The 24,014-nt window shown below is 76.4% G+C and carries 20 protein-coding genes; 14 read left to right on the top strand and 6 right to left on the bottom strand.

Annotated features, from left to right (window positions below; translation table 11 throughout):
- Positions 1–18 precede the first annotated feature (18 nt).
- From PH191_RS15700 to PH191_RS15685, 4 genes are read left to right on the top strand one after another with little or no spacing between them, the layout of a single operon-like run.
- Positions 19–1,170, top strand: coding sequence for an FAD-dependent monooxygenase (locus tag PH191_RS15700; RefSeq protein ID WP_274195555.1), 1,152 nt, complete (start codon positions 19–21; stop codon positions 1,168–1,170).
- Positions 1,167–2,120, top strand: a complete 954-nt coding sequence (locus PH191_RS15695; RefSeq protein WP_274195554.1) for an NAD-dependent epimerase/dehydratase family protein — start codon at positions 1,167–1,169, stop codon at positions 2,118–2,120. The genes PH191_RS15700 and PH191_RS15695 overlap by 4 nt, the downstream gene beginning before the upstream one ends.
- A gap of 32 nt (positions 2,121–2,152) precedes the next feature.
- Complete coding sequence (gene tsaD, locus PH191_RS15690) at positions 2,153–3,208, top strand: tRNA (adenosine(37)-N6)-threonylcarbamoyltransferase complex transferase subunit TsaD (protein ID WP_274195553.1); 1,056 nt, start codon at positions 2,153–2,155, stop codon at positions 3,206–3,208.
- 60 nt (positions 3,209–3,268) lie between these two features.
- A complete protein-coding gene (locus PH191_RS15685; protein WP_274195552.1) occupies positions 3,269–3,475 on the top strand; it encodes a DUF2795 domain-containing protein in 207 nt (68 codons plus the stop codon).
- A gap of 4 nt (positions 3,476–3,479) precedes the next feature.
- Here PH191_RS15685 and PH191_RS15680 read toward each other — a convergent pair whose 3' ends face one another.
- Positions 3,480–4,424 (bottom strand): PP2C family protein-serine/threonine phosphatase, encoded by a 945-nt coding sequence (locus PH191_RS15680; RefSeq protein ID WP_274195551.1) that lies wholly within the window; start codon positions 4,422–4,424, stop codon positions 3,480–3,482.
- A gap of 116 nt (positions 4,425–4,540) precedes the next feature.
- The gene (locus tag PH191_RS15675; protein WP_274195550.1) at positions 4,541–5,104 is read right to left on the bottom strand and encodes a type II toxin-antitoxin system PemK/MazF family toxin; all 564 of its coding nucleotides are present in this window, start codon (positions 5,102–5,104) and stop codon (positions 4,541–4,543) included.
- A gap of 52 nt (positions 5,105–5,156) precedes the next feature.
- Here PH191_RS15675 and PH191_RS15670 point away from each other — a divergent pair, with 52 nt between their 5' ends.
- Complete coding sequence (locus PH191_RS15670; protein WP_274195549.1) at positions 5,157–6,791, top strand: Na+/H+ antiporter; 1,635 nt, start codon at positions 5,157–5,159, stop codon at positions 6,789–6,791.
- Between the two features lie 19 nt (positions 6,792–6,810).
- Here PH191_RS15670 and PH191_RS15665 read toward each other — a convergent pair whose 3' ends face one another.
- A complete protein-coding gene (locus tag PH191_RS15665; RefSeq protein ID WP_274195548.1) occupies positions 6,811–8,619 on the bottom strand; it encodes a serine/threonine-protein kinase in 1,809 nt (602 codons plus the stop codon).
- Between the two features lie 276 nt (positions 8,620–8,895).
- Here PH191_RS15665 and PH191_RS15660 point away from each other — a divergent pair, with 276 nt between their 5' ends.
- The 5 genes from PH191_RS15660 (at position 8,896) to PH191_RS15640 (ending at position 16,806) form a co-directional block, all read left to right on the top strand.
- Positions 8,896–9,372 (top strand): helix-turn-helix domain-containing protein, encoded by a 477-nt coding sequence (locus PH191_RS15660; RefSeq protein WP_274195547.1) that lies wholly within the window; start codon positions 8,896–8,898, stop codon positions 9,370–9,372.
- Complete coding sequence (locus tag PH191_RS15655) at positions 9,369–9,566, top strand: hypothetical protein (RefSeq protein ID WP_274195546.1); 198 nt, start codon at positions 9,369–9,371, stop codon at positions 9,564–9,566. Before PH191_RS15660 ends, PH191_RS15655 begins: the two co-directional genes overlap by 4 nt.
- 126 nt (positions 9,567–9,692) lie before the next feature.
- Positions 9,693–11,039 (top strand): FAD-dependent monooxygenase, encoded by a 1,347-nt coding sequence (locus PH191_RS15650; protein ID WP_274195545.1) that lies wholly within the window; start codon positions 9,693–9,695, stop codon positions 11,037–11,039.
- A 124-nt stretch (positions 11,040–11,163) separates the two neighbouring features.
- Positions 11,164–15,792, top strand: coding sequence for a cation-translocating P-type ATPase (locus PH191_RS15645; protein WP_274195544.1), 4,629 nt, complete (start codon positions 11,164–11,166; stop codon positions 15,790–15,792).
- 90 nt (positions 15,793–15,882) lie between these two features.
- Positions 15,883–16,806 carry a DUF2188 domain-containing protein gene (locus tag PH191_RS15640; protein ID WP_274195543.1) on the top strand — a complete coding sequence of 308 codons (924 nt, stop codon included), beginning with the start codon at positions 15,883–15,885 and terminating at the stop codon, positions 16,804–16,806.
- A 72-nt stretch (positions 16,807–16,878) separates the two neighbouring features.
- Here PH191_RS15640 and PH191_RS15635 read toward each other — a convergent pair whose 3' ends face one another.
- Positions 16,879–17,130 carry a WhiB family transcriptional regulator gene (locus PH191_RS15635; RefSeq protein ID WP_274188014.1) on the bottom strand — a complete coding sequence of 84 codons (252 nt, stop codon included), beginning with the start codon at positions 17,128–17,130 and terminating at the stop codon, positions 16,879–16,881.
- A 582-nt stretch (positions 17,131–17,712) separates the two neighbouring features.
- On the opposite strand from PH191_RS15635, the gene PH191_RS15630 reads away from it, so the two are divergent.
- Both PH191_RS15630 and PH191_RS15625 read left to right on the top strand, forming a co-directional pair.
- Entirely contained in the window at positions 17,713–17,919 is a 207-nt protein-coding gene (locus PH191_RS15630) for a hypothetical protein (RefSeq protein WP_274187913.1), read from the top strand.
- A 49-nt stretch (positions 17,920–17,968) separates the two neighbouring features.
- Positions 17,969–19,417 carry a DUF2867 domain-containing protein gene (locus tag PH191_RS15625; RefSeq protein ID WP_274195542.1) on the top strand — a complete coding sequence of 483 codons (1,449 nt, stop codon included), beginning with the start codon at positions 17,969–17,971 and terminating at the stop codon, positions 19,415–19,417.
- A gap of 43 nt (positions 19,418–19,460) precedes the next feature.
- Here the strand turns inward: PH191_RS15625 and PH191_RS15620 are convergent, their stop codons facing one another.
- A complete protein-coding gene (locus tag PH191_RS15620) occupies positions 19,461–20,555 on the bottom strand; it encodes a carboxylate-amine ligase (protein WP_274195541.1) in 1,095 nt (364 codons plus the stop codon).
- 56 nt (positions 20,556–20,611) lie between these two features.
- Here PH191_RS15620 and PH191_RS15615 point away from each other — a divergent pair, with 56 nt between their 5' ends.
- Positions 20,612–21,088: an NUDIX hydrolase gene (locus tag PH191_RS15615; protein ID WP_274187916.1), complete on the top strand. Its 477-nt coding sequence runs from the start codon at positions 20,612–20,614 to the stop codon at positions 21,086–21,088.
- Positions 21,089–21,092: 4 nt separating this feature from the next.
- Positions 21,093–22,280, top strand: a complete 1,188-nt coding sequence (locus PH191_RS15610; RefSeq protein WP_274195540.1) for an acyl-CoA dehydrogenase family protein — start codon at positions 21,093–21,095, stop codon at positions 22,278–22,280.
- An 18-nt stretch (positions 22,281–22,298) separates the two neighbouring features.
- Here the strand turns inward: PH191_RS15610 and PH191_RS15605 are convergent, their stop codons facing one another.
- Positions 22,299–23,726 carry a sensor domain-containing diguanylate cyclase gene (locus PH191_RS15605; RefSeq protein ID WP_274195539.1) on the bottom strand — a complete coding sequence of 476 codons (1,428 nt, stop codon included), beginning with the start codon at positions 23,724–23,726 and terminating at the stop codon, positions 22,299–22,301.
- Between the last annotated feature and the right edge of the window lie 288 nt (positions 23,727–24,014).

Below are 24,014 nucleotides of genomic sequence, written 5' to 3'. Positions count from 1 at the left end.
CGTAGAGGAGTGAGGGTCATGGCACGAGCGGTGGTCGTGGGCGCGGGGCTGGGCGGGCTGGCGGGCGCGATCGCGCTGAGCCGGCACGGATGGGACGTCACGGTCCTGGAGCGCAGGTCCGAACCCGACGAGACCGGCGCGGGGATCGCGGTGTGGCCGAACGCGTTGCGGGCACTCGACGTGCTGGGTCCCGGTCCGAGAGGGCTCGGCGCGCAGGCCCGGGCCGCGGGCACCGTCGAGGTCGGGGGCGGCATCCGCACCATGTCGGGCCGCTGGCTCGCCCGCACCGACACCGCCGACCTGCGCCGGCGCCAGGGTGACGGCGTCGTCGTGCTGCGGCGCCCCGACCTGCACGCCCTGCTGCGCACCGCGGCCCCCGAGGTCACGACGGGCGTCGGGGTGCGCCGGGTCGACCCCGGCGACGCCGCCCGGCCCGCGGTGGTCCACGACGACGCCGGCGGGGAGCACCCCGCCGAGCTCGTCGTCGCCGCGGACGGCCTGCGCAGCACCATCCGGGCCGCCGTGTGGCCCGAGGCCGTGCCGCGACCCACCGGGCAGACCACGTTCCGGCTCATCGCCGCCCACGACCTGGCCGAGGGCGGCGAGAGCTGGGGGAACGGCGCCCTCGTCGGGCTCGGCCCGCTGCCCGGCGCGCGCACCTACCTCTACGCCGTCGTACCCACCGCCGAGGTCCCGCGCGACGACCACCTGCCCTGGCTGCGCGCGCGACTCGCGGGCTGGCACGACCCGATCCCGTCCGTGCTCGACGCCGTCGAGGGACCGGTGCTCGTGCACGCGCTCGAGGACCTGCGCCCGCCGCGCTCCTGGCACCACGGCCGGATCGCCCTGCTCGGCGACGCCGCCCACGCGATGACCCCGAACCTCGGCCAGGGCGCGGCCCAGGCGTTCCTCGACGCGGTGGCCCTCGCCGAGGAGGCCACCGACGACCCGGCGTCCCTCGCCGCCTACGAGGCCCGCCGGCGCCCCGGCGCGGAGGCGGTGGCGCGACGCTCCCGCCGCGCGGGCGAGGTGGCCCTCTGGCGCTCGCCGCTCGCGGTCGCCGCGCGGAACGCGCTCGTCGCGGCCCTCCCGGCGGGCGTCGCGGCCGCCGGTCTCGACCGCATGCTCGGCACCCCCGACACCCCGCACCAGAAGGAGACCAGCTCATGAGCACGCACGTCGTCGTCGGCGCCGGCGGTGGGATCGGGCGGGCGGTCTGCGCCGACCTCGTGCGCCGTGGGCTGCCCGTCCGGGCGGTGACGCGGTCGGGCACCCCGGTCGAGGGCGGCGAGGCGGTCGCCGCCGACGCACGAGACGCCGCCGCGATGCGGGACGTCTGCCGCGACGCGGTCGTGGTCCACCACTGCGTGAACCCGCCGTTCACCACCTGGCGGGCCGCGTTCCCGGCGGTCACCCGGGCGCTGCTCGCGGCCGCGGGCGCGGCGGGGGCGCGGCTGGTGTTCGCCGACGACACCTGGATGTACGGGAAGGTCGACGCCCCGATGCGCGAGGACACGACGGTCGCGCCGGTGTCGTCCAAGGGCGTGCTGCGGGCGTGGCTCGCCGAGATGGTGCTCGCCGCGCACGCGCGCGGCGAGGTCGAGACCGTGATCGGGCGCGCGCCGGAGCTGTGGGGACCGGGCGTGGAGTCGCTCCTGGCCGCCGGGGTCTTCGGCGAGGCCGCGCAGGGCCGGACGGTCCGCTGGCCGGGCGACCCCGACCTCCCGATGACCGCCGGCTACACCCCCGACGTCGGGGCCGCGCTCGTCGAGCTCTCCCTCGCCCCGGCGAGCGCCACCGGCCGCGTCTGGCACACGCCGGTGCCGCCGGCGATCACCGGCCGCCGGTTCGTCGAGCGCGTCTTCGCCGCCGCGGGCCACGAGCCCCGGGTCGGCCGGATCACCCCGGCGATGGTCGCGGCGATGCGCCTCGTCTCGCCGATCGCGCGCGAGGGCGCCGAGCTGCTCTACCAGTTCGAGCAGCCCTTCCTCGTCGACGACTCCGCGTTCCGGGCCTCGTTCGCCACCCGCGCGAGCGACTGGGACGACGGCATCGCCGCCACCCTCGCCTGGTACCGCGCCGACCCCGACCGCACCCGCCGGCGGCTGGTGCCGGCCTGAGGGTCATGTCTCAGCGAGGGCAGAATGACGGGGTGAGCGCGCCCCTGGTCCTCGGCATCGAGACGTCCTGCGACGAGACCGGGGTGGGCCTGGTCTCGGGCGGGGTGCTCCTCGGCGACGCGCTGGCGTCGAGCATGGAGGAGCACGCGCGCTTCGGCGGCGTGGTGCCCGAGGTCGCGGCGCGCGCGCACCTCGAGGCGATGGCGCCGATGGTGCGCACGGCGCTGCAGCGCGCCCAGGTGGACCTCGCCGACGTCACCGCGGTCGCCGTCACCGCGGGGCCCGGTCTGAGCCCGGCGCTGCAGGTCGGGCTGGCGGCGGGCAAGGCGTACGCCCTGGCCGCCGGGGTGCCGCTCTACGCCGTGCACCACCTCGCGGGGCACGCCGCGGTCGACGTGCTCGACCACGGCCCGCTGCCCGAGCGCTGCGTCGCGCTCATCGTCTCGGGCGGGCACACGTCGCTGCTCAGCGTCGGCGACCTGGCCCGCGACGAGATCGTGCACCTCGGCGACACCGTCGACGACGCCGCGGGCGAGGCGTTCGACAAGGTCGCGCGCCTCCTCGGCCTGCCCTACCCGGGCGGTCCGGCGATCGACCGCGCCGCCCGCGACGGCGACCCGCGCGCGATCGCCTTCCCGCGCCCGCTCACCGGTCCGTCCGACCCGCCGTGGACGTTCTCGTTCTCGGGGCTCAAGACCGCCGTCGCCCGCTGGGTCGAGGCCCACGACGGGACCTTGCCCGTGCCCGACGTCGCGGCCTCGTTCCAGGAGGCGGTGGCGGACACCCTCGCCCGCAAGGCCGTCGCCGCCTGCGCCGACCAGGGCGCCGACACCCTGCTCATGGTCGGCGGGGTCGCGGCGAACTCCCGCGTGCGCTCGCTGATGGAGGAGCGCTGCGCCGCCGCCGGCCTCACCCTGCGCGTCCCGCCGATCCGGCTGTGCACCGACAACGGCGCGATGATCGCCGCCCTCGGTGACCTGCTGGTGCGCGCCGACGTCGAGCCCGACCCCCTCGACGTGGCCGCCGACCCGCGCGCGCGGCTGACCGGGGCGTTGCTGCACGGGACACGGGCGTTACCCGTGGCGTGAACTCCGGCTGTCGGAACGCTCACGTTGTCGACCGCGGCGGCCGCCGGTACCCGTGGAGGGGTGCCCGGATTCCGCGCCGTCCTCGACGGCGAGCGCTTCCCGCTGCGGCGGTGGCAGGTGCTCGCCGTGGCCGACGACTACGGCGTCGACCCGCGCACGCGCACGAAGCTCGAGCAGATCCCCGACCGTGCCTACGTCGACGCGGGCGAGGTCATGATCGCCCTGGCGATGACGCCGGCCCACCTGGCGTCGCGCACACCCCTGTGACCGCTCAGGCCCCGGGGGCCCGACCGACCGCGAGCAGGATGGCGGTGGCGTTGTCGTGGCCGCCGTCGTCGAGGGCCGCGTCGACGAGGGCGAGCGCGCCCGCGTGCACCCCGTCCGCGTCGGTGGGCGTCGTCGCCGACGGCAGGGCCGCGGCGAGCACCGCGGGGTCGGGGAGGTGGTTCCACACCCCGTCGCTGCACAGCAGCAGGACGCCGGTGTCGTCGAGGACCCAGCTGCGGTGGCGGGCGACGACGTCCGGGGCGTCGGCCGCGAGCCAGCGGGTGATGACGTGCGCGCGCGGGTCCGACAGGGCGTCCTCCGCGCCGACGACGCCGGCGGCCACCATCTCGGCGGCCCACGAGTCGTCCTCGGTGAGCACCGCCGAGTCCTCGGGCGTCGCGGGGCAGAGCCAGTAGGCACGGCTGTCGCCGACCCAGCTCACCACCGCGCGCTCGGCGTCGAGCACGGCCGCGACGTAGGTGCACGCCGGGGCCTGGCCGGCACCCGGCGCGAGCGCGGCGACGGCCCGGCGCGCGGCGTCGGCCGTGGTGGCGGCGGCCTCGTCGAGATCCTGCCCGCCGGCCAGCGCCTCCCGGCCGGCGGCCACCGCGACGTCGCAGGCCGCGCGCGACGCCGTGGCACCGCCGGGCACGGAGGCGACCCCGTCGCAGACGACGGCGACGACCACGTCGCCGGTGTCGGTGGCGACGCGGACCAGGTCGAACGCGTCCTCGTTGCGCCGGCGGCGGTGTCCGCGGTCGGTGACGCCGGCGCCCAGCACGATCAGGGCGGCGGTCCCCGTATCAGGGTTCTCGAGGACGTCCTCGGCGTGCTCGACGCCCGCGGGACGGCGCCCGCAGGCCTCGCAGCGCGCGTCCTCTCCGGTGGTGGGCTCGCCGCAGGCTCCGCAGGACACGGAGGGCGAGACGGACGCGGGCTCGATCGGCACGGGCACTCCTTACACCCTCGGGCCCGGCCGAGCAGCCGCGACGCGGTGACGGAGGACGATCGAAACCCGGACAGGGCGCCGGGTCGGTGGCTGGAGGGTAGCGGCTCCTCGCGTGGTCAGCGCCAGCCGTAGCCGCTGCGCAGCTCGTCCGCCACGTGCTCGAACGCCCCGGCGGGCATGATCGCGCCCTCGCGCCGGATGCCGTCCTCCGGAATCTCCAGGACGCGGTCGAGGCGGACGAAGGACTCGCGCCCCTCGCGGTCCCACGGGCCCGACCCGACGCTCAGCCAGTGCGCGTCGTCGCGGCGGTGGCCCTGGCTCGAGAGCATCAGGCCGAGCAGGTCGCCGTCCTTGCCGCGGGCGACGACGAGCACGGGACGGTCCTTGCCCTGCGAGGCGTCCTCCTCGTAGGGCACCCAGGTCCACACGACCTCGCCCGGATCGGCGGCACCGTCGAGGTCGGGCTGGTAGGCGATCGCGCCGGCACGCTCGTTCGCGGCCGCGGTCCGCACGCCACCGCCCGCGGGCGACGGTCCCGGCCGGCCCGGGGGAGGCCCGCCCCGGTCCTGCTGCCGGTCCTGCTCCCGGCCCTGCTGCCGACCCTGGCTGTCCGCCTGCTTGTTCAGCAGGTCCAGCCCGGCCTGCAGTGCCCGCCCCACGAGGTCCCGGAATCCCGCCATGGGGATCAGCATGCCGCGTCGGTCCGCCGGTGCTCTGGCAGGGTCCGGCCGCATGACCGTGCTGGCGCTCGTGGTCGCGGCGTTGCTCGTCGGGGTCGTGCTCGTGGGCGTGGGTGACCGCCTCCGGCTGCCGTGGCCGGTGCTGCTCGTGCTCGTCGGCGCGGGGGCGGCGTTCGTCCCCGGCGTCGACGCCCCGCAGTTCGACCCCGAGCTGATCCTGCCGCTGTTCCTGCCGCCGCTGCTGTTCGCCACCGCGCAGCGGGCGTCGTGGACGGTGTTCCGCGAGCGCTGGCGCTCGGTGCTGTTCCTCGCCGTGCTGCTGGTGGCGGTGACCATCGCGGCGGTGGGCGCCACGGTGGTGTGGCTGGTGCCGGGCATCGCGATCGGCGCCGCCCTCGCGATCGGCGCCGCCGTCGCCCCGCCCGACCCGGTGGCCGTCGAGGCCGTCGCCGGGCCGCTGCGGATGCCGCGCCGGCTCGTCTCGGTGCTGCAGAGCGAGGGGCTGTTCAACGACGCCACCGCGCTGGTCGTGTTCCAGGCCGCGATCGCCGCGACCGTGTCGGGGGAGGCCGCGGGCGCGGGCACCCTGCTCGAGCTGGTGTGGGCCGCCGTGGGGGCGGTGCTCGTCGGTCTCGCCGCGGCGTGGCTCGCCGGGCGCCTGGCCGACCGGCTGACCGACCCCGTCGCCCCGAACGCCCTGACCCTCGTGCTGCCCTTCGCCGTCTACCTGGCCGCCGACGGGATCGAGGCCTCCGGGGTGATCGCCGTCGTCGTGGCCGCGCTGCAGACCCGCGAGCGCGCCGACGCCGACGACGTCGAGCAGCGTCTCGTCGGCGGGGCGTTCTGGAACGTCGTCGAGATGCTCGTGACCGCGGCCGCGTTCGCGCTGATCGGGCTCGAGCTGCGCGCGGTGGTCGCCGACGCCGGCGCCGGGCTCGGCGGGATGGTGGCCGACGCGGCGGTCGTCGCCGTCGTCGTGATCGCGGTGCGGGCGGTGTGGACGCTCGCCGCGCTCGTGGTGGTGCGCCGGCGCGGTGGTGCCGAGCTCGCCGCACCACGGACCGCGGCCGAGGCCGCGGTGCTGACCTGGTCGGGGATGCGGGGCCTCGCCACCCTCGCGCTGGCCCTCGCCCTGCCGCGCCTCACCGCCGACGGCAGCCCGTTCCCGTTCCGCACCGAGCTGGTGATCATCGCCGCCGGGGTGCTCGTCGCGACGCTCGTCGTGCCGGGCCTGACGCTGCCGCTGCTCCTGCGCCGGCTCGGGGTGCAGGAGGGCGAGGAGGTCGGGCGCGACGCCGAGCAGCGCCTCGCCGGCCGGGCGCGCCGGGCGGCGCTCACCGAGCTCGCGGGCCTCGACCGCGAGGCCCTCGGCCTCGACGACGGCGTCGGCGAGGAGGTGCTCGGCGAGCTGCGTGCCCGCTTCGCCCGCCTCGGCGCGGCGGAGGGTGGGCCGGGTGGCGGGATGGGCGGCGCGCCGGGGGACGACGCGACCGACCGCGCCGACTACGAGCGCCGCCTCGCGACCCTGCGCCGGCGTCGCGACCAGTGGAACCGGGTGCAGTCGCTCGCCCTCGCCGCCGCGCGCCGCGAGGTGCTCGCCGCCCGCAGCGAGCCGGGCGTCGACCCCGAGGTGGCCGACCGGGTGCTGCGGCGCCTCGACGTCCGGTCGATGGCCTCGCTGCGCTGAAGGTCGGTCAGCGGGTCGGTCAGCGCCTGCCGAGCACCCCGCCGAGCGCCTCGACCGCCGGGTCGGTGAGGGCGGCCGCGCGCTTCGGCGTCGTCGTCGTGGTGCGGGGCGCCGCGTCGTTGCTCGCCTCGGTGCGGGAGGCCGGGGCAGTGTTCGTCGACTCGGCGTCGGTGGTCGACGACGATGCCGTGCTCGAGGTGGTGCTGCTCGAGGTGCTGCTCGACGAGGGCGCCGTGGTGGTGGTCGACGACGTCCCCGTGGGCAGGGGCAGCGACACCGACGGCAGGGACACCGACGGCAGGGACACCGACGGCAGGGACACCGACGGCAGACCCGGGACGAGCGCCGGCGCCGACGACTCGGTGCTCTCGCTCGGCTCGGAGGACGGCTCGGACGACGGCTCGGACGACGGCTCGGACGACGGCTCGGACGACGATGTCTCCGGGGTCGTCTCCCGGGTCGGCTCCGCGGAGGTCTGCGTGGTGGGCGCCCTCGACGTGGTCTCGCGGGGTGCGGAGGACGCCGCGCCGCCGTCGGTCGAGGTGGTCGCGGCGCGCTGCGGCGCGCTCGATCCGCGGCGCACCGTCACCGGCTCGTCGTCACCGCGCGCACCGCGGTCCTCGTCGCGCGCCTCGGACCGGCCGGACCCGCGGCCGACGAGCGACCCCGGACCGGGGTCGGCCACGACCTCCGCGGTCGGCGGGGCCAGCGTGGCCGCCGGCGGGGCGGAGGCCGCGACGCTGTCGACGGTCCAGGCCGAGGCGACGACGACGCCGCCGGCGAGCAGGACCGCCGCGGCCACCGAGGCCGCGATCACGAGACCGCCGGACCGGGCGAGGACGGGACGCGGCTCGCGGGCCGGGGTCTCCTCCCGGGACGCGGCGGTGGTGGCGCCCGAGGTGGCGAAGGTGGTGGTGGTGGCGGACGTGTCGGTCGTGGCGTGGAGGAGGCCGGGCAGCCCGAGGCCGGCGAACGGGAGGGGCGCGCCGTTCGCGGGCAGCGTCTCCGCGGCGAGCGCGGCCCGGCGCAGGCCGATGCACACGTTCTCGGCGGGCGGGCGGTGGGCGGGATCGTCCGCGGTCATCGCCTCGAGGAGCGTGACGATCTCGAAGTCGAGGCCCTCGGGGACCTCGGGACGACGCTCCAGGCGCTCGCGGGCGGCGGCCAGCGGGGCGCCCTCATAGGCCGGACGCCCGGTCAGCGCCTCGATCATCACGAGGCCCAGGGCGTAGACGTCGGCGGGCGCGCCCACGGCCTCGCCGCGGACCTGCTCGGGGGCGAGGTAGGGCGCCGAGCCGACGACGATGCCGGTGTCGGTGATGCGCGGGGCGTCGGCGACGAAGGCGACACCGAAGTCGGACAGGTGCGCCCGGCCGTCGCCGTCGAAGAGGACGTTGCGGGGCGTCACGTCGCGGTGCAGGACGCCCGCACGGTGCACGTGACCGAGCGCGTCGGCCACCGCCGCCACGGCCAGCAGCGTCTCGGCGACCGGGAGAGGGCCGTCGGCGAGGCGGTCGGAGAGGTTGCCGCCCTCGAGCAGGGCCATCACCACGAACGCCCGGCCGTTCACGCTGCCGACGTCGTAGACGGGCACGAGGTTCGGGTGGTCCATCGACGCGGTGAGCGAGACCTCGCGCTCGATGCGCGGGTCGTCGGCCACCGGGAAGATCTTCACGGCGGCGTCGCGGTCGAGGAGGAGATCGTGGGCGCGGTAGACCTCGGAGCACGTGCCCCGGCCGATCAGCTCGCCGAGGGCGAAGCGCTGACCGAGACGCTCGGGGAGCGGGCCGGGCGCGGACGGGAACGCGGACGGATCCGACTGGCCCATCCTCCACCCCCCCTACTCGACACCGAGTCCCATCCTTCCACCACGAATACCCGGATCGGGCCACATCGACATACCGAGTCCACGAATTCGGGTGATCGTGGGCACCCCGTCGCCCGACCGTCGCCCACGGATCACTCCCTCCGGGTGACAGGCCCTGCTCGTGTCTCGTCGAGCGTTGACAGAAATTGCAGTGGCGAGTAGAACTTCGGGACGTCCGCCCTGCCCAACGCGGTGCGGACGCACGCAGTGCACGAACTTGAGGACGCGACGGAAGCCGTGGGCGCCGAGAGCCTCGACGACGAGGAGACCCCCGCTCTGACCACCGGTCAGGCAGCGGAGTTCCTGGGTGTGAGGCAGGCGTTCCTCCGGAGTCTGGACGCGGGTCGCATGGTCCGTCCGGATCGTTCCGCCGGCGGGCACCGACGCTGGTCGCGTCGGCAGCTGGCCCTCGCCGCCCGGATCCGCGAGCTGTTCGACGAGGGGCTGACCCTCACCGCGGCCGCGATGGTCGTGTCGCTGCAGGACGAGGTGGCCCTGGTCACGCGCGAGCGGGACCAGGCCCACGACGAGCTCGATCAGGCCCGACGAGAACTGTCACGGGTCCGGACGGAGCTCGTCGCGGCCCGGGGCGGGACCACCGCCCACCCCGTGCCGTCCGCGCGTACCCACCGTGCGCGCGGGCCCGAAGTGCCCACGACCGCTCTTCGACCGCCCCTGCCGACCCCTCCACCTCAACGGACCTCCTCCACATGAAGCTCATCGACCACCGTCGGTCACACCGTCCCTTCCTCCGCGCCCCCATCCCGCCGTCCCTGGCCCGCGTCCCGCTCGTGGACCTCTGCGCCTGTCGGCACCCGCGTGAGTCGCACGAGCACTACTACCTCGGCGACCACTGCGCCCAGTGCGAGTGCGCGCACTTCCGCCGCAGCGAGCCGGCGCGCAGCTGAGCTCTCCTCCCGGCCCCGTCACGCCCCGCGGCTGACGGGGCCGCGTGCTGTCCGGGGTCCGCGGTGAGAGCGGGCCCACCCGCCTGCCCACGGTCCGGCCCTCCGGCGACGCCTACTGTGGGGATCGTGGAGCGCACCGGGCGTGACGGACCGCCGCGGGCGCTCGTGGTCGGCGCCGGCGTCGCGGGGCTCGCCGCCGCGGCCTCGCTGGACCGTGCCGGCTGGAGCGTCGACGTCTGCGAGCGCGCCCCCGCCCGGCGCACCGGCGGGTACTTCGTGCGCCTCGCGCCCGAGGGCCTCGCCGCCGCCGGCCGCCTCGGGGCCTCCGGCGCGCTGCGCACCCGCCTGCCCGCCGACGGGATCATCACCGGGGTCGACGGCCGCGGGCGCACCGTCTCCCGGGTCGAGGCGTCGCTGGCCGACGATCCGCGCGCGCTGGCGCTGGTGCGCGGCGACCTCGAGGCCGCGCTCTGGGCGGCGCGCCCCGACGACGTGACGGTCCGCTTCGCCACCGCGCCCCGCAGGCTCGACCCGCGCCGCGACACCGTCGACGTGGTGCTCGACGGCCCCGACGGCTCCACGCGCGAGCGCTTCGACCTCGTCGTCGGTGCCGACGGCGTGCGCTCGGCGGTCCGCGGGATGGTCTTCGGTCCCGACGAGCACTTCCGTCACGAGTTCGACCAGGTCGTGATCTCCGCGGTCCTGCCGCGTCTGCCCGGCGAGCTGCGCGAGGGCGACTACGTCGTGCCCGCGGAGGTCGGTCGCACCGCGCACCTCATGGCCGTCGCGGAGCACGACCCCGTCGTGTTCTTCACCTTCCGCGCGGACCTGCTGGGGGCCGACGGCGCCGACGCCGCCTCGCGGGCGGCCCGCGACCCGGTGGGCGCGCTGCGCCGGGTCTACGGCGACTTCGCGGGGCTCATGCCGGAGATCCTCGACGGCGTCGAGGAAGCCGGCACCACCCACGTCGACACCGTCGCCCAGATCCGCCTCGGGTCGTGGCGGCGCGGTCGCGTCGTGCTCGTCGGCGACGCCGCGTGGTGCCCGACGCTCTACTCCGGCCAGGGCTCGGCGCTCGCGCTCGTGGGCGGCGAGACGCTGGGCACCCACCTCGCCGCGCACCCCGACGACCCCGAGGCCGGGCTTGCGGAGTGGGAGCAGGCCCACCGGCCCGCGGCGCTCGCGGCGGGCAGCGCGGCCCGGCGGTCACGCCACTTCTTCCTGCCCGGCAACCGCCTCGTGGCCGCGGTGCGCCGGGGAGCGCTGCGCGTCGCGTCGTGGCCGCCGGCCGGCCGGGTGCTGCACGCCCTGGCGTCGCGGGCCGCAGCACCGGGTGGACCGGGTGGTGCAGGCGCCGACGCCGGGATCGGCGCGCCGGTCGGCAGGGGACGGGCACCCGATCGGGGCGACGTTCACCCAGGCGCCACGTCCGGGACGCGCGCGATGGGGCCTCCTGCACTGGGTCGCCCGTAAGCTGGTCGCCGCCGGTGTCGGCGCTGGGCCGAGCGCGTGCCCCGGCGGAGACGTCGCGAGGCCCTCGACACCACGGGCGCCGACCCGCTCGCCCCCCTCCGACGAGAGGACGTCAGCCACCCTCATGGCTTCCCTTCCCGCGCCCCGTCCGTCCCGCGGCCTGCTCGCCCGCGTGGTCGACCCGTTCGGGATCGCCGGCGGCGTGCTCGACCGCGTCGACCCGTTCCGCCACCGCGGCCGCCGTGTGTGGCGTGGAGCCGGTCGCGTGCAGATCGGTGTGCCCGCCGTCGTGCGTGAGTCGGGGGAGGAGCTGGCGCGCGCGGTCGAGAAGGCGCTCGCGGCGCACCCGCAGGTGGCGTGGGCGGCGGTGAACGCCGCGCTCGGTGCGGTCGTCGTCGGACTCGCCGACGAGGGTGAGGGCCCCGTCGGTCTGCCCGACGACGAGACCGTCGACGACCTGATCGACCTCGTCGAGATCCTCGAGGAGCGCGAGGGCGGGGACGCGGTCGCCGCCGCGTCCACGCCGCTGATGAACGCCGCGCAGCAGGCGTTCACGATCCTGGCCGCCGACATCGCCGGCCTGGGCGTCGCCGCCCTCGGCAGCATCCTGCGGCGCACCCCGCTGCCCACCGAGCTCGCCTCCGCGGCCACCTTCGTGGACCACCAGCCCCGCCTGCGCGAGGCCGTCGAGCGCGCCATGGGCCAGGAGCGCGCCAACGTCCTGCTCGCGCTGTCCAACGCCGCCGCGCAGGCCCTCGGCCAGGGCCACGCCGGCCTGCTCGTCGACGCCGCCTACCGCGCGATGCAGGTCGCCGAGGCCCGCGCACGCCAGCAGACCTGGACCGAGGCCGAGCCGCGCCTGCTCTCCAACCCCGAGTGCGCGGCGGCCCGCGCCGACGACGCCCTCGCCGAGCCCCGCCCCGTCCCGCTGCCCCTCGGTCCGGTCGAGCGTCACGGCGACGTGGTCGGCGCCGCGGCCCTCGCCGGGTTCGCCGGGGCGTCCGCGGCCACGACCTCCCTGCGCAAGGGCGCCGGCGTCGCGCTGTCGACGCTGCCGAAGGCCGGGCGTCTCGGCCGCGAGGGCTTCGCCACCACGTTCGGCCGGGTGCTCGCCCGCCGCGGTGCCGTCGTGGTCGAGCCGAGCGCGCTGCGCCGCATGGACCGCCTCGACACCGTCGTCCTCGACGCCGAGGCCCTGACCACCGGCGTGCTCATGCTCGGCGACCTGCTCGCCCTGCCCGGCGCCGACGGCACCGCCGACGCCCTCGACGAGCTCGTGCCGCGCGTGCACGAGCTGTTCGACCCCGAGGACGCCACCGCGCCGCGCCGGCTGAGCGAGGACGGCGAGCACTGGCTGCTCACCGGCCTCGACGACATCCCCGGCGGCGACGACCCGCGAGCGGTCGAGGCGGGCGAGGCCCTGCGCGCCGACGGCGCCACCCACGTCCTGGGCCTGCGCCGCGACGACCGGCTCACCGCCGTCGTCGGCGTGCTGCCCGAGCCGGCGTCCGCCGCCGAGGCGCTCGCCGCCGCCGCGCGCCGCGCCGGACTGACCCTCGTGCTCGGCGACAGCGAGGGCACCGGCCCCGGCATCGCCGACCGCGCGGTGCCCGGGGGCGAGGCCCTCCGCAACTCCGTGCGCGCGCTGCAGGCCGCCGGGTCGGGCGTCCTCGTCGTCTCCCGCGACCGCCAGGCCCTCGCCGCGGCCGACCTCGGCATCGGCGTCTCGCGCGCCGACGGCGTCGCCCCCTGGGGCGCCCACGTGCTCGTCGGCGAGGACCTCGGCACCGCCGCGCTGCTCATCGAGGGCGTCAAGGTCGCGCGCGGCGTGTCCTCGCGCTCGGTGAACCTCGCGCGCGCCGGCACGGTGCTCGGGACGATCATGGCGACGGCCGGCACCGCCCCGCGCGGCCCGGGCCTCGCGGGGCTCGCCGTCAACGGCGCCGCCGCGGTGTCGCTCGGCAACGGCGCCTGGTCGGCGACGGAGCTCGGACGCCGGGTCGTCGTCCCCGGCGTGAGCCGCACGCCCTGGCACGTCATGCCGACGAGCACCGTGCTCGCCCGCCTCGACGTCACCGAGGGCGGCCTCACCTCCGCCGAGGCGCACCGCCGCCAGCGCGACGACCCCGCCGCGGCCGAGACCGAGACCTCGCTGGGCCGCGCCTTCCTCGACGAGCTCAACAACCCGCTCACCCCGGTGCTCGCCGGCGGCGCGGTGCTCTCGGCGGCCATCGGCGCCGTCGTCGACGCCGCGATCGTCGTCGGCGTCACCGCGTTCTCCGCGCTGATCGGCGGCGTGCAGCGCGTCGCCACCGACCGCGCCGTGGCCGGGCTGCTCGAGCGGTCGTCCATCCGCGCCCGGGTGGTGCGCGACGGCACCGCGCGCGGCGTCGGCGCCGACGAGGTCGTCGTCGGCGACATCATCGACCTCGGGCCCGACGACGTCGTGCCCGCCGACTGCCGCGTGCTCGAGTCCGACGGGCTCGAGATCGACGAGTCGTCGCTGACCGGCGAGTCCCTGCCGGTGCCGAAGTCGCCCCTGCCGGTCATCGCGCGCACCGTGGCCGACCGCCGCTCCATGCTCTACGAGGGCTCGACCGTCGCCACCGGCCGCGGGCGCGCCGTCGTCGTCGCCACCGGGTCGAGCACCGAGGTCGGCCGGTCCACCGCCGCGGCGAGGGCGGCCGCCCCGGTCGCCGGCGTCGACGAGCGTCTCGCCGGCCTCACCAGCGTCACCACCCCGCTGGCGATCGCGTCGGCCGGCGCCGTCGTCCTCGCGGGCGCGGTGCGCGGCCTGCCGTTCCAGCAGAACCTGCACTCCGGGGTCGGCCTGGCCGTCGCCAGCGTCCCCGAGGGCCTCCCGTTCGTCGTCTCGGCGGCCCAGCTCGCGTCCGCCCGGCGCCTCTCGGCCGAGGGCGCGCTGGTGCGCAACCCCAAGACGATCGAGGCCGTCGGGCGCACCGACGTCCTGTGCTTCGACAAGACCGGCACGCTCACCGAGGGACGCCTCGCGCTCTCGGCGATCTCCGACGGCGTCAAGCTGCGGCCCACCGACCGTCTGCGCAAGCGCCAGCGCCGCGTGCTGGCGGCCGCGCTGCGCGCCACCCCGCGTCCGGCTCCGGGGGAGCGCCTCGCGCATCTCACCGACCGCGCGGTGGTCTACGGCGGCCAGCAGTTCGACGTGGACCCGGCCCACAAGCGGCCGGGCTGGTGGCCGGTGGCCTCCCTCGACTTCGACCCGTCCCGCGGGTACCACGCGACGCTCGGCGAGATCGACGACCCGCAGGAGGACGGCGGCCCGTTCCGGCTGATCTCGGTCAAGGGTGCGCCCGAGGTGGTCATCGCCCGCGCCACCAGCTGGGCGGGCACCCCGCTCGACGACGAGGCCCGCCAGCGCCTCCTCGAGCACACCGAGCTGCTCGCGGGGCAGGGCATGCGCGTGCTCGCGGTGGCGGAGCGGGTGCTCACCGCCGAGCAGCACGCGGCCCTGCACGGTGCCGACGGTTCCGACGAGGCGGACGACCGCACGCTCGACGACGCCGACGTCGCCGACCTCGAGTTCACCGGGTTCGTCGGCTTCACCGACCCGGTGCGCGCCGGCTCGCAGGCCACCGTGCGCGACCTGCGCGACGCCGGTGTCCAGGTCGTCATGATCACCGGGGACCACCCGAGCACCGCCGAGGCCGTCGCCGAGGAGCTCGACGTCCTCAACGGCGGCATCGTCGTCACCGGCACGGAGCTCGACGCCCTCGACGACGACGCGCTCGACGAGCTCATCCCGCGCGTCCGCGTCATCGCGCGCGGCACGCCGTCGCACAAGGTGCGGGCGGTGCAGGCGTTCCAGCGCCTCGGGCGCACGGTGGCGATGACGGGCGACGGCGCCAACGACGCGCCGGCCATCCGGCTCGCCGACGTGGGCATCGCACTCGGTCGCCGGGGCACGCCCGCCGCCCGCGCCGCCGCGGACCTCGTCATCACCGACGACCGGCTGGAGACGATCCTCGCGGCGCTGGTCGAGGGCCGGGCGATGTGGGCGTCGGTGCGCGAGGCGCTCGGCGTGCTCGTCGGCGGCAACCTCGGCGAGATCGCGTTCACGGTGCTCGGGGCGAGCACCACGGGCACGTCGCCGCTCAACGCCCGCCAGCTGCTGCTGGTCAACCTGCTCACCGACCTGGTGCCCTCGCTGGCGCTCGCGGTGCGCGCGCCCGAGCCCGATTCGACGGCCGCGCTGCTGGCCGAGGGGCCGGACGCGTCGCTGGGCGAGGCCCTCAACCGCGAGATCGGGCTGCGCGCCATGGCCACCGCGGGGGGCGCGAGCCTCGCGTGGCTGGCGGCGCAGACCACCCCGTACGGCAGCCCGGCCCGCTCGCGCACCGTGGCGCTCACGGCGCTCGTCGGCACCCAGCTCGGCCAGACCGTCGTCGCCGGCGGCGGTCGCAGCCCGATGGTGATCGGCGCCGGCGTGGTCTCCGCGGGCGCGCTGTTCGCGGTGGTGCAGACCCCGGGCGTCAGCCAGTTCTTCGGCTGCACCCCGCTCGGCCCGGTCGCCTGGGCGCAGGCCGCCGGATCGGCCACCGTCGCCACCGCGGCCTCGGTGGTGGGACCGGAGCTCGTGCGCCGGTACGGTCCGGTCATCGTGCCGGAGGGATCGCCGCAGGAGGCGTGGCTCGCCCGCCTCGAGGAGGTCCGCGACGAGGCCACCCGGCGGTACGTCGAGCTGCAGGACCGTGCGGCGGCTGCGCTGAACGGGTGAGACCAACCTCGGCCGCCGGGGCGTTTGTGCAGGTCGCGGCCTGGGAAACACACGGCTTGAAGAAGCCGTCAGACAGGAGTTGAGACCGTCATGGCCGACCGGTACGTCGTTCCCACCGAGGACGGCTGGCAGGTGCAGAAGAAGGGTGCCCAGCGAGCCAGCGCCAAGGCGGCCACGCAGGCCGAGGCCGTCGACCGCGCCACCGAGATCGTGTCGAAGGACGGCGGCGGCAAGGTCGTCGTGCACGGCACCGACGGCAAGGTGCGTGACACCCACAACGTCGCCTCCGGCGAGGACAGCACCACCGCCGAGGCCGCCAAGGCCACCACCAAGGCCAACGCCGAGGGCGCGCGCGCCAAGGCCGAGTCCGCCTCGGACAAGGCCTCCAGCAGCGCCAAGAAGGTCGGCGCGGACGCCAAGGCGACCGCGCAGAAGGACGCCGACCGCGTCCAGGCCTCGGGCAAGAAGGCCGCGGCGCAGGCCGAGGCCGGCGCGGCCGGTGTCGCGGACCAGGCCAAGAAGGCCGCGGACGGCGACAAGTCGGTGTCCGCCGCCGCCAAGGACGCCGCGACCGTCGCGCAGGTCACCGGCGACCAGGTCGCCACCACGACCTCGCGCGCCGGCGAGCGCGTCGCGAAGGACGCCACCCGGGTCGCGCAGCACGCCGGCTCGGAGGCCAAGGTCCGTGCCGACGAGGCGGGCGAGAAGGTGGCGGAGGCCGGCGACCGCGCCGACGCCGTCTCCTCGGGCATCGCCTCGGAGCTCGACGGGGCCGGCGACGCCGCCGCGGCGCGCGTCGGGCGTGCGAGCGAGGCCGCCGCCCAGCAGGTGGACCGCAACGTCCGCCAGGCCGCGGACCAGGTGCGCGACAACGCGCCGGGCTACAACCCGGTGCGCATCGTCGGCAACGCCGCCGCGATCGCCGTCAAGACCGGCTTCAGCGTCGCGGGCGCCGTGATCTCCACCGGGGGTCAGGTGCTGCAGTTCGCGGCCCGCAAGGTCACCGGGCGCTGACGAGCGACCCCGCGCACGACGAAGGGCCCGTCCCCCTCGGGGGACGGGCCCTTCGTGTGTGTCGTGCCCGCCTCAGGCGGCGCGGGCGGAGCTGCCGATCCGGGCGCCGCGACGCATCGCGCGGCGCTCGTCCTCGGAGGTGCCGCCCCAGACGCCGGCCTCCTGGCCGGTGTCCATCGCCCACTGGAGGCAGCCCCGCTGCAGGGGGCATCCGCCGCACACGGCCTTCGCCTCGGCCAGCTGGGCCGAGCCGGGACCGTGGGCGGTCAGGGGGAAGAAGAGTTCGGGGTCGTGGTCGCGGCAAGCCGCGAGCTCCCAGTCCATGATCCTGCTCATCCAATCTCGCTCGTGGTGGTCGAAGCCGTCGGTCGGTCTGTCCGCGCCGGGGCGGCCAGGCGCCGCGGCCCGCTGTCGGGCGCGTGCGCACCCGGCGACGGACCCTGCGGCACGGTCGTGCGCCGGGCGTCGGTACGTATCCGGAGGTCCTGCGTGACGGTCCTCGACGGCGACCCGCGGGGGGTCGACGTCTCCGGGGACCGGAGCACTCGATGTACTCGGTATGACGTCGGGATCCCCGTCTCGGTTCCCCCGACCCGCGACGTGTGTCGTCGCGGAGCGGATCCCCGGGCGTGCGGGGACACCGCGTCAGCCGAACACCATGATCTAGCCGCGCAGCGCGTCGGGCAAACGCATTGGATCCACACCACCCTGTCGCAGTGCTGTGTTGCTGGTCACAGCTCCTGCTCACGCTGCGCCGACGGAGGTCGGGCGATCGGGTGGCAGGGCCTCTCACCGGCCACGATCGGCTGCGGTCCGCACCCGGACGGGTCACACTGGTCGCGTCGCCGGCCACGATCGGGCGACGCACGATCGTGGGGATCGGGTCCCGGATCTGAGGAGGACGTCATGCGCGCACGGCGCACGGCGCGCGACACCGTCATCTGGATCGCGGCCACGGCGGGCATCGTCGCCCTGGTGCTCGGGGCGTCGATCATCGGCGCGGTGCTGCTCGCGTTCGCGCTGTGGCAGCTGGTGCTCGTGGCGCGTCGCGGCGGCGGCCTGTTCGTCGATCAGCGGCGCGCCGACCGCCCGGGCAAGCCCACCGTCAGCTGACCCCGACCCGGGGGTGCCCCCGGGGTGCGCGCGCGGAGATCATGGCCCCATGCGCTGCGCGGTGATCGGGGGCACGGGCTACGTCGGGGTCCGGCTGGTGTCCCGGCTGCTCGACGGCGGCCACGAGGTCGCCGCCCTGGTCCGCAGCCCGCACAAGCTCGCCGCGACGGGATGGGCCGACCGCGTGGACGTCGTCCCCGGCGACCTCGCCGACCGGTCCGCGATCGCCTCCCTCGTGGCGGGCGCCGACGTGGTGGTGTACCTCGCGCACGCCCTCGACCAGCCCGACTTCCCCGAGAAGGACCGCGAGGCGGCCCGGGCGGTGGACGCCGCGGCGGCGGACGCGGGCGTGCGGCGCGTCGTCTACCTGGGCGGGCTGCGGCCGTCCGGCCGGTCGTCGCGGCACCTCACGTCGCGGGCGGAGGTGGCCGACGTCTTCCTCGCCGGCCCGGTCCCGACCGCCGCGCTCGAGGCGTCGATCGTGGTCGGCTCGGGCTCGGCGAGCTTCGAGATGATCCGCTACCTCGCCGAGCGCGTGCCCGTGCTGCCGGCGGTGCCCTGGCTGGCGCACCGCACCCAGCCGATCGCGATCGCCGACGTCCTGCACTACCTCGTCGGCGCCCTCGACCTGCCGCCCGAGGTGAACCGCCGCTTCGACGTCGGCGGCCCCGACGTCCTGAGCTACCTCGAGCTCATCCGCCGCTACCTGCGCCTCGCCGGGCTGCCCCAGAGCGCGGCGGTCCCGCTGCCCGTGCCGGTGCCGTCCGGGGCGCCCGCGCTGGCCGGCTGGGTGGTGGAGGCGCTCACCCCGCTCTCGCGACAGCTCGTCACCCCGCTGATCGAGTCGCTGTCCCAGGAGCTCGTGTGCGCCGAGGAGGACGTGCTCTCGGTGATCGGGGCGCCGCCCGGCGGACGCACGACCTACGACGCCGCGGTGCGGGCGGCGCTGGGGCGCCCGCGCGACGGCGACCTCGCCGGGCCCGTCCCCGTCGACGACCCGGCGCTCGCGGGCCCCACCGACCCGGAGGGCTCCGGGGGAGCGGTGTACCGCTGGAGCACCACCGAGCCGTGCGCCGCGGACGCCGACGCCCTGTGGGCGGTGGTCGACGGGATCGGGGGAGACGCCGGCTGGTACGTCCCGCTCGGCGCGTGGACGGTGCGCGGCTGGACCGACCAGCTGCTCGGGGGTGTCGGCGCCTACCGGGGACGCCCGCACGGACGCCCGCTGCGCGCCGGCGACGTCGTCGACGGCTGGTGCGTCGCGGCCGTCGAGCCGGGCTCCTCGCTGCTCCTGCGCTCGGAGCTGCGCCAGCCCGGGCGGATGTGGCTCGAGCTCGCCGTCGACCCCGACGTCTCCGGCCGTGGGTCGCACCTGCGCCTGGCGGTGCGCTTCGCCGCCTCGGGCCTGCCCGGGGTGCTCTACGGCCGCGCGATCCAGGCGGGCGCCCCCGCGATCTTCGGCGCGATGGCCCGGGGCATCGCTCGGCACGCCATGTGAGCGATGTTCCCGGCTATAGCCGGGAACATCGCTCACGGGGGGGTCAGGGCAGGAAACGCTCGCGGGCGTCGCGGACGACGGCGGCGAGGTCGCCGTCGGCGCCCCGGGCCGCGGCGCGCTGGCGCTCGGAGCCCGTGCCGTCGGCGAGCAGGCGGGCGCAGCCCTCGGCGGCCCGGTCGGCGTCGCCGGCGTCGGTCAGGGCGTCCGCCACGTGCTCGCGCAGGGCGTCGAGCACCGTGCCCGCGGCGCCGGTGCGGCCGTCGCGCGGGTCGACGAGGGCGTCGGTCAGGCCCCAGCGCGCGGCACGCCAGTGCGCCAGGCGCAGCGCCTCGACGGGCGCGCTCGGCACCGGCGTCCCGCGACGGTGGTCGCGCGCGGCGGTGGCGACGAGTCCCCGGGCGAGGACGGCCACGAGCACCGCGTCCTCGACCTCGAGCGCCACGTCGGTCACCCGTACCTCGACGGTGCCGAGCTCGCGCGAGAGCCGGGCGTCGAAGTAGACCATCGCGTCGTCGAGCACCGTGTCGGTCGCGAGCATCGCCGCGACGGCCTCGTCGTAGGCCGCGAGCGAGCCGAACACCCGCGTCGGGCCCGCCGAGGGCCACCGCGACCAGACGACCGAGCGGTAGCTGGCGTAGTCGGTGTCGCGGCCCCGCCAGCACGGCGAGTTGGCCGCGAGCGCGCGGAGCACCGGCAGCCAGGGACCGATCCGGTCGAGGACGCCGACGCCCTCCTCCGGCGAGGCGACCTCGACGTGCACGTGCTGCCCGCTCGTGAGCTGTGACGTGGCGATCGCGCCGAAGCGGGCGGCGATGCGCCCGTAGCGGCCCTGCTGGTTCGGCCCCGACCCGCCGCCGTCCTCGGCCGCCAGCGGAGAGGTCGCGAGAGCGGCCACGTCGACGCCCTGCGCCGCGGCGGCCTCGCGGGCCTCGACCCGCCTGCGGTGCAGGTCCGCGGCGAGGTCGTCGGCCTTGGTGTGGGGCGCGGTCGCGGTCTCCACCTGCTCGGTACGCATCTCGCCGTCGAGCGAGCCGTCGGCCGCGTCGCGCACCGCGGCCGCCCATCCCCGCGGCGCGCCGCTCGCGGGGTCGACCAGCAGCAGTTCCTCCTCGGCCCCGAACGGGGGCACCTCGCTCATGCTGCGAGCTTCCCACCTGCCCGGCGCGCGAACCGTCGGCGGCCTACCGTGATCGTGTGGGTGGTGACGGCGACGGCTGGGTGGTCTGCGACGCCGGGCACCGGCACTGGGGCCGGTTCGGGGCCGCGGGGCTGCTGCTGCGTCACGCGGGGCACCGTGGGCACGCCGACTGCGTGCTGCTCGCGCACCGGGTGTGGTGGAGCCACCACGGCGGCACCTGGGGCATCCCGGGCGGCGCGCGCGACAGCGGCGAGACGGCGCGGGACGCGGCGCTGCGGGAGGCCGTCGAGGAGACCGGCATCGACCCGGCTCGCGTGCGGCTGACCGGCGACACCGTCGACGACCACGGCGGATGGTCCTACGTCACCGTCCACGCCCGGCTGGAGACCGACGTCCCGCCGGCGCTCGAGCCCACCGACGGCGAGGCCACCGAGCTGCGCTGGACGCCCGTCGAGCAGGTGTCGGACCTGCCACTGCACCCGGGGTTCGCGCAGTTCTGGGCGGGTCCGGACGCGCTGGAACCCCTACCGTGAACCCATGGCGACCGCTCCTCCCGACCCCAGCGACTTCCTCGGCGTCGACGCCGACCTGAGCGCCGAGGAACGCGACATCCGCGACGCGGTGCGCGACTACGCCGCCGCGGAGCTCAGCCCCCGCATCGCCGAGTGGTACGAGTCGAACACCCTGCCCCGCGACATCGCCAAGGGCCTGGGCTCGCTGGGCCTGCTCGGCATGCACCTCGAGGGCTACGGCTGCGCGGGCACGAACGCCACCTCCTACGGGCTGGCCTGCCGGGAGCTCGAGGCCGTCGACTCGGGGCTGCGCAGCTTCGTCAGCGTGCAGGGGTCGCTCGCGATGTACGCGATCCACCGCTGGGGCTCCGAGGAGCACAAGCAGCGGTGGCTGCCGTCGATGGCCACCGGCGACGCGCTGGGCTGCTTCGGGCTCACCGAGGCCGACGCCGGCTCCGACCCGGGCTCGATGCGCACACGGGCGCGCCGCGACGGCGAGGACTGGGTGCTCGACGGCTCCAAGATGTGGATCACCAACGGCACGCTCGCCGACGTCGCCGTCGTCTGGGCCCAGACCGACCCGGAGCAGGGCAGCAAGGGCATTCGCGGGTTCGTCGTCCCGACCGACACCCCCGGCTTCACCGCCAACGAGGTCAAGCACAAGCTCTCGCTGCGGGCGTCGCTCACCGCCGAGCTCGTCCTCGAGGGCGTGCGGCTGCCCGCCGACGCCGTGTTCCCCGACGTCGCGGGGCTCAAGGGCCCGCTGTCGTGCCTCAACGAGGCGCGCTACGGCATTCTCTGGGGTGCCGTCGGCGCGGCGCGGGCCTGCTACGAGTCGGCGCTGGCCTACTCGATCGACCGCGAGCAGTTCGGGCAGCCGATCGCCGGGTTCCAGCTGACGCAGCGCAAGCTCGCCGACATGGTGGTCGCGGTGAACCAGGCCGGCCTCACCGCGTCGCGCATCGGGCGGCTCAAGGACGCCGAGCAGCTGCACCCCGCGCAGGTCAGCTTCGGGAAGATGGCCAACGTCCGGGCCGCGCTCGACGTCGCCCGCACGGCGCGCACCGTGCTCGGCGGCAACGGGATCACGCTCGAGTACCCCGTGTTCCGGCACATGACCAACCTCGAGACCGTCCTGACCTACGAGGGCACCGAGGAGATGCACGCCCTGTCGATCGGGCAGGCGGTCACGGGGATCGCCGCGTTCCGCTGACGTCCCCCAGCGACATCCCTAGCGCGGGGGCGCGCACTCCACCCGGTTGCGGCCGCCGTGCTTGGCGGCGTACAGCGCGGCGTCGGCGCTGACCATGAGGCCGTCGAGGTCGCGGGAGGCCTGCGGGAACGAGGCGGTGCCGATCGAGGCCGTCATGCCCCGCACCGTCCCGCCGCCGAGGGTCGGGGCCACGACGACCTCGCACTCGGCGATGCTGCGCCGCAGGCGCTCGGCGGTGCGCACGACCTGCTCGGGGTTCGCCTCGGCGAGCAGCACGATGAACTCCTCGCCCCCGAAGCGCCCGACGGAGTCGTAGGGGCGGACCTCGGCCCGCAGGGTGTCGGCGACCGCACGCAGGACCGCATCGCCCACGAGGTGGCCGTGCCGGTCGTTGATCGCCTTGAACGCGTCGATGTCGACCATGATCACGCCGAGCTCGCCGCCCCGGCGGCGGAGGCGGGCGAGCTCGCGGTCGGCCTGGTCGCGCCACGCCGTGGCGTTGGCGAGGCCCGTCTTGGGGTCGGTGCGGGCGGCGCGCGCGAACTGCTGGATCAGGAAGCCGCGGTGCATGCCCATGACGGGGATGAGCAGCACCGGCAGCAGCCACGGCGTCGTCACGGCGACGACGGCCAGCGCGGCGCCGAGCGCGAGCGCGCCGATGCCGATGAGCGTGTCGGTGGGGGAGCCGAGCCGCTTCCACCACGGCGTCCCGGGCGCGCTGAGGCAGATCATGAAGACGACGAGCCCGTGGTTGACCACCCAGCGGGTGACGCCCGCCGCCACGAGGACGAGGAGCCCGAGCGGGCCGGCGACCTTCACCAGGACGCCGCCGGGCACGAGCTCGAGGACCTGCCACGCCGCCACCGAGGCGATGAGCACGGTGGCGGCGGAGTACGTCCACCGATGGGGCACCGGGCGCTGGCTGACCCGGAGCCACCAGTAGGCGAACGTCACCACCACGAGGGCCAGGGCCAGGCCGATGGGGAGCAGGAGCAGCCCCGCGAAGCTCCAGACGGACTTCAGCTCGATGTAGGGCTGGCCGTCGGCGACGACCTCGCGCCGTCGTTCGATCCCGCGGGCGGTCTCGACGTGGATGACGAGGCCGAGCACCAGGAGCGCGAGCGCCCGCCAGTCGGCCGGCCCGATCGGCTCCGTCCTCGCGACACCGAGGGACAGGCCCACGGCGACGAGGTCGACGAGCAGGACGGCGACGACGACCCGGCGCGGCGCCTGCCACAGGCTCCAGCGGCGCGGGTCGAGACGGCGGGGGTCGAACCGGCGGAGCGCGGAGCGTCCGGGCCCCGAGGAGGCCGCCGAGATCGAGGCGGTGGTGATGTCGGACACGTCGACGTCGGGACCGTCCACCGGGCCGTCGGCGGTCGCGCGGGCCGGACGGACCGGCTGCACCCCGTCGCTCTCACCGGTCTGGATGGTCCCCTCCGTCACTGGACGTACCGAACGTTCGGGCTGGGCTGCTCCGGACGCGGGAGAGAGCGCGGACCCGGGGTCGCCAGGACCCCTCACAGGTTCACGCGCCGTCACGATGAGTGACCTCCTCCGAGCCGACGGAGCGCCGCAGGGGCGGTCTCCGCGTGCGGAACACGGTACCGACGGACTGTGGATCTCGTCATCCCGCATCACCCGTTGGGCAGTAATCACTCCGATGGTTGACGCCCAGTCGCCGTCTGGTCACACACAGCGCCGTTGGCGAGCATCGAGGGGCGGATGCGCCGC

Origin of the sequence: Actinomycetospora callitridis (assembly GCF_028737265.1) — a bacterium.
In the GTDB taxonomy this organism is placed as follows: Bacteria; Actinomycetota; Actinomycetes; order Mycobacteriales; family Pseudonocardiaceae; genus Actinomycetospora; species Actinomycetospora callitridis.
This window is presented reverse-complemented; position numbering and strand designations above follow the sequence as displayed.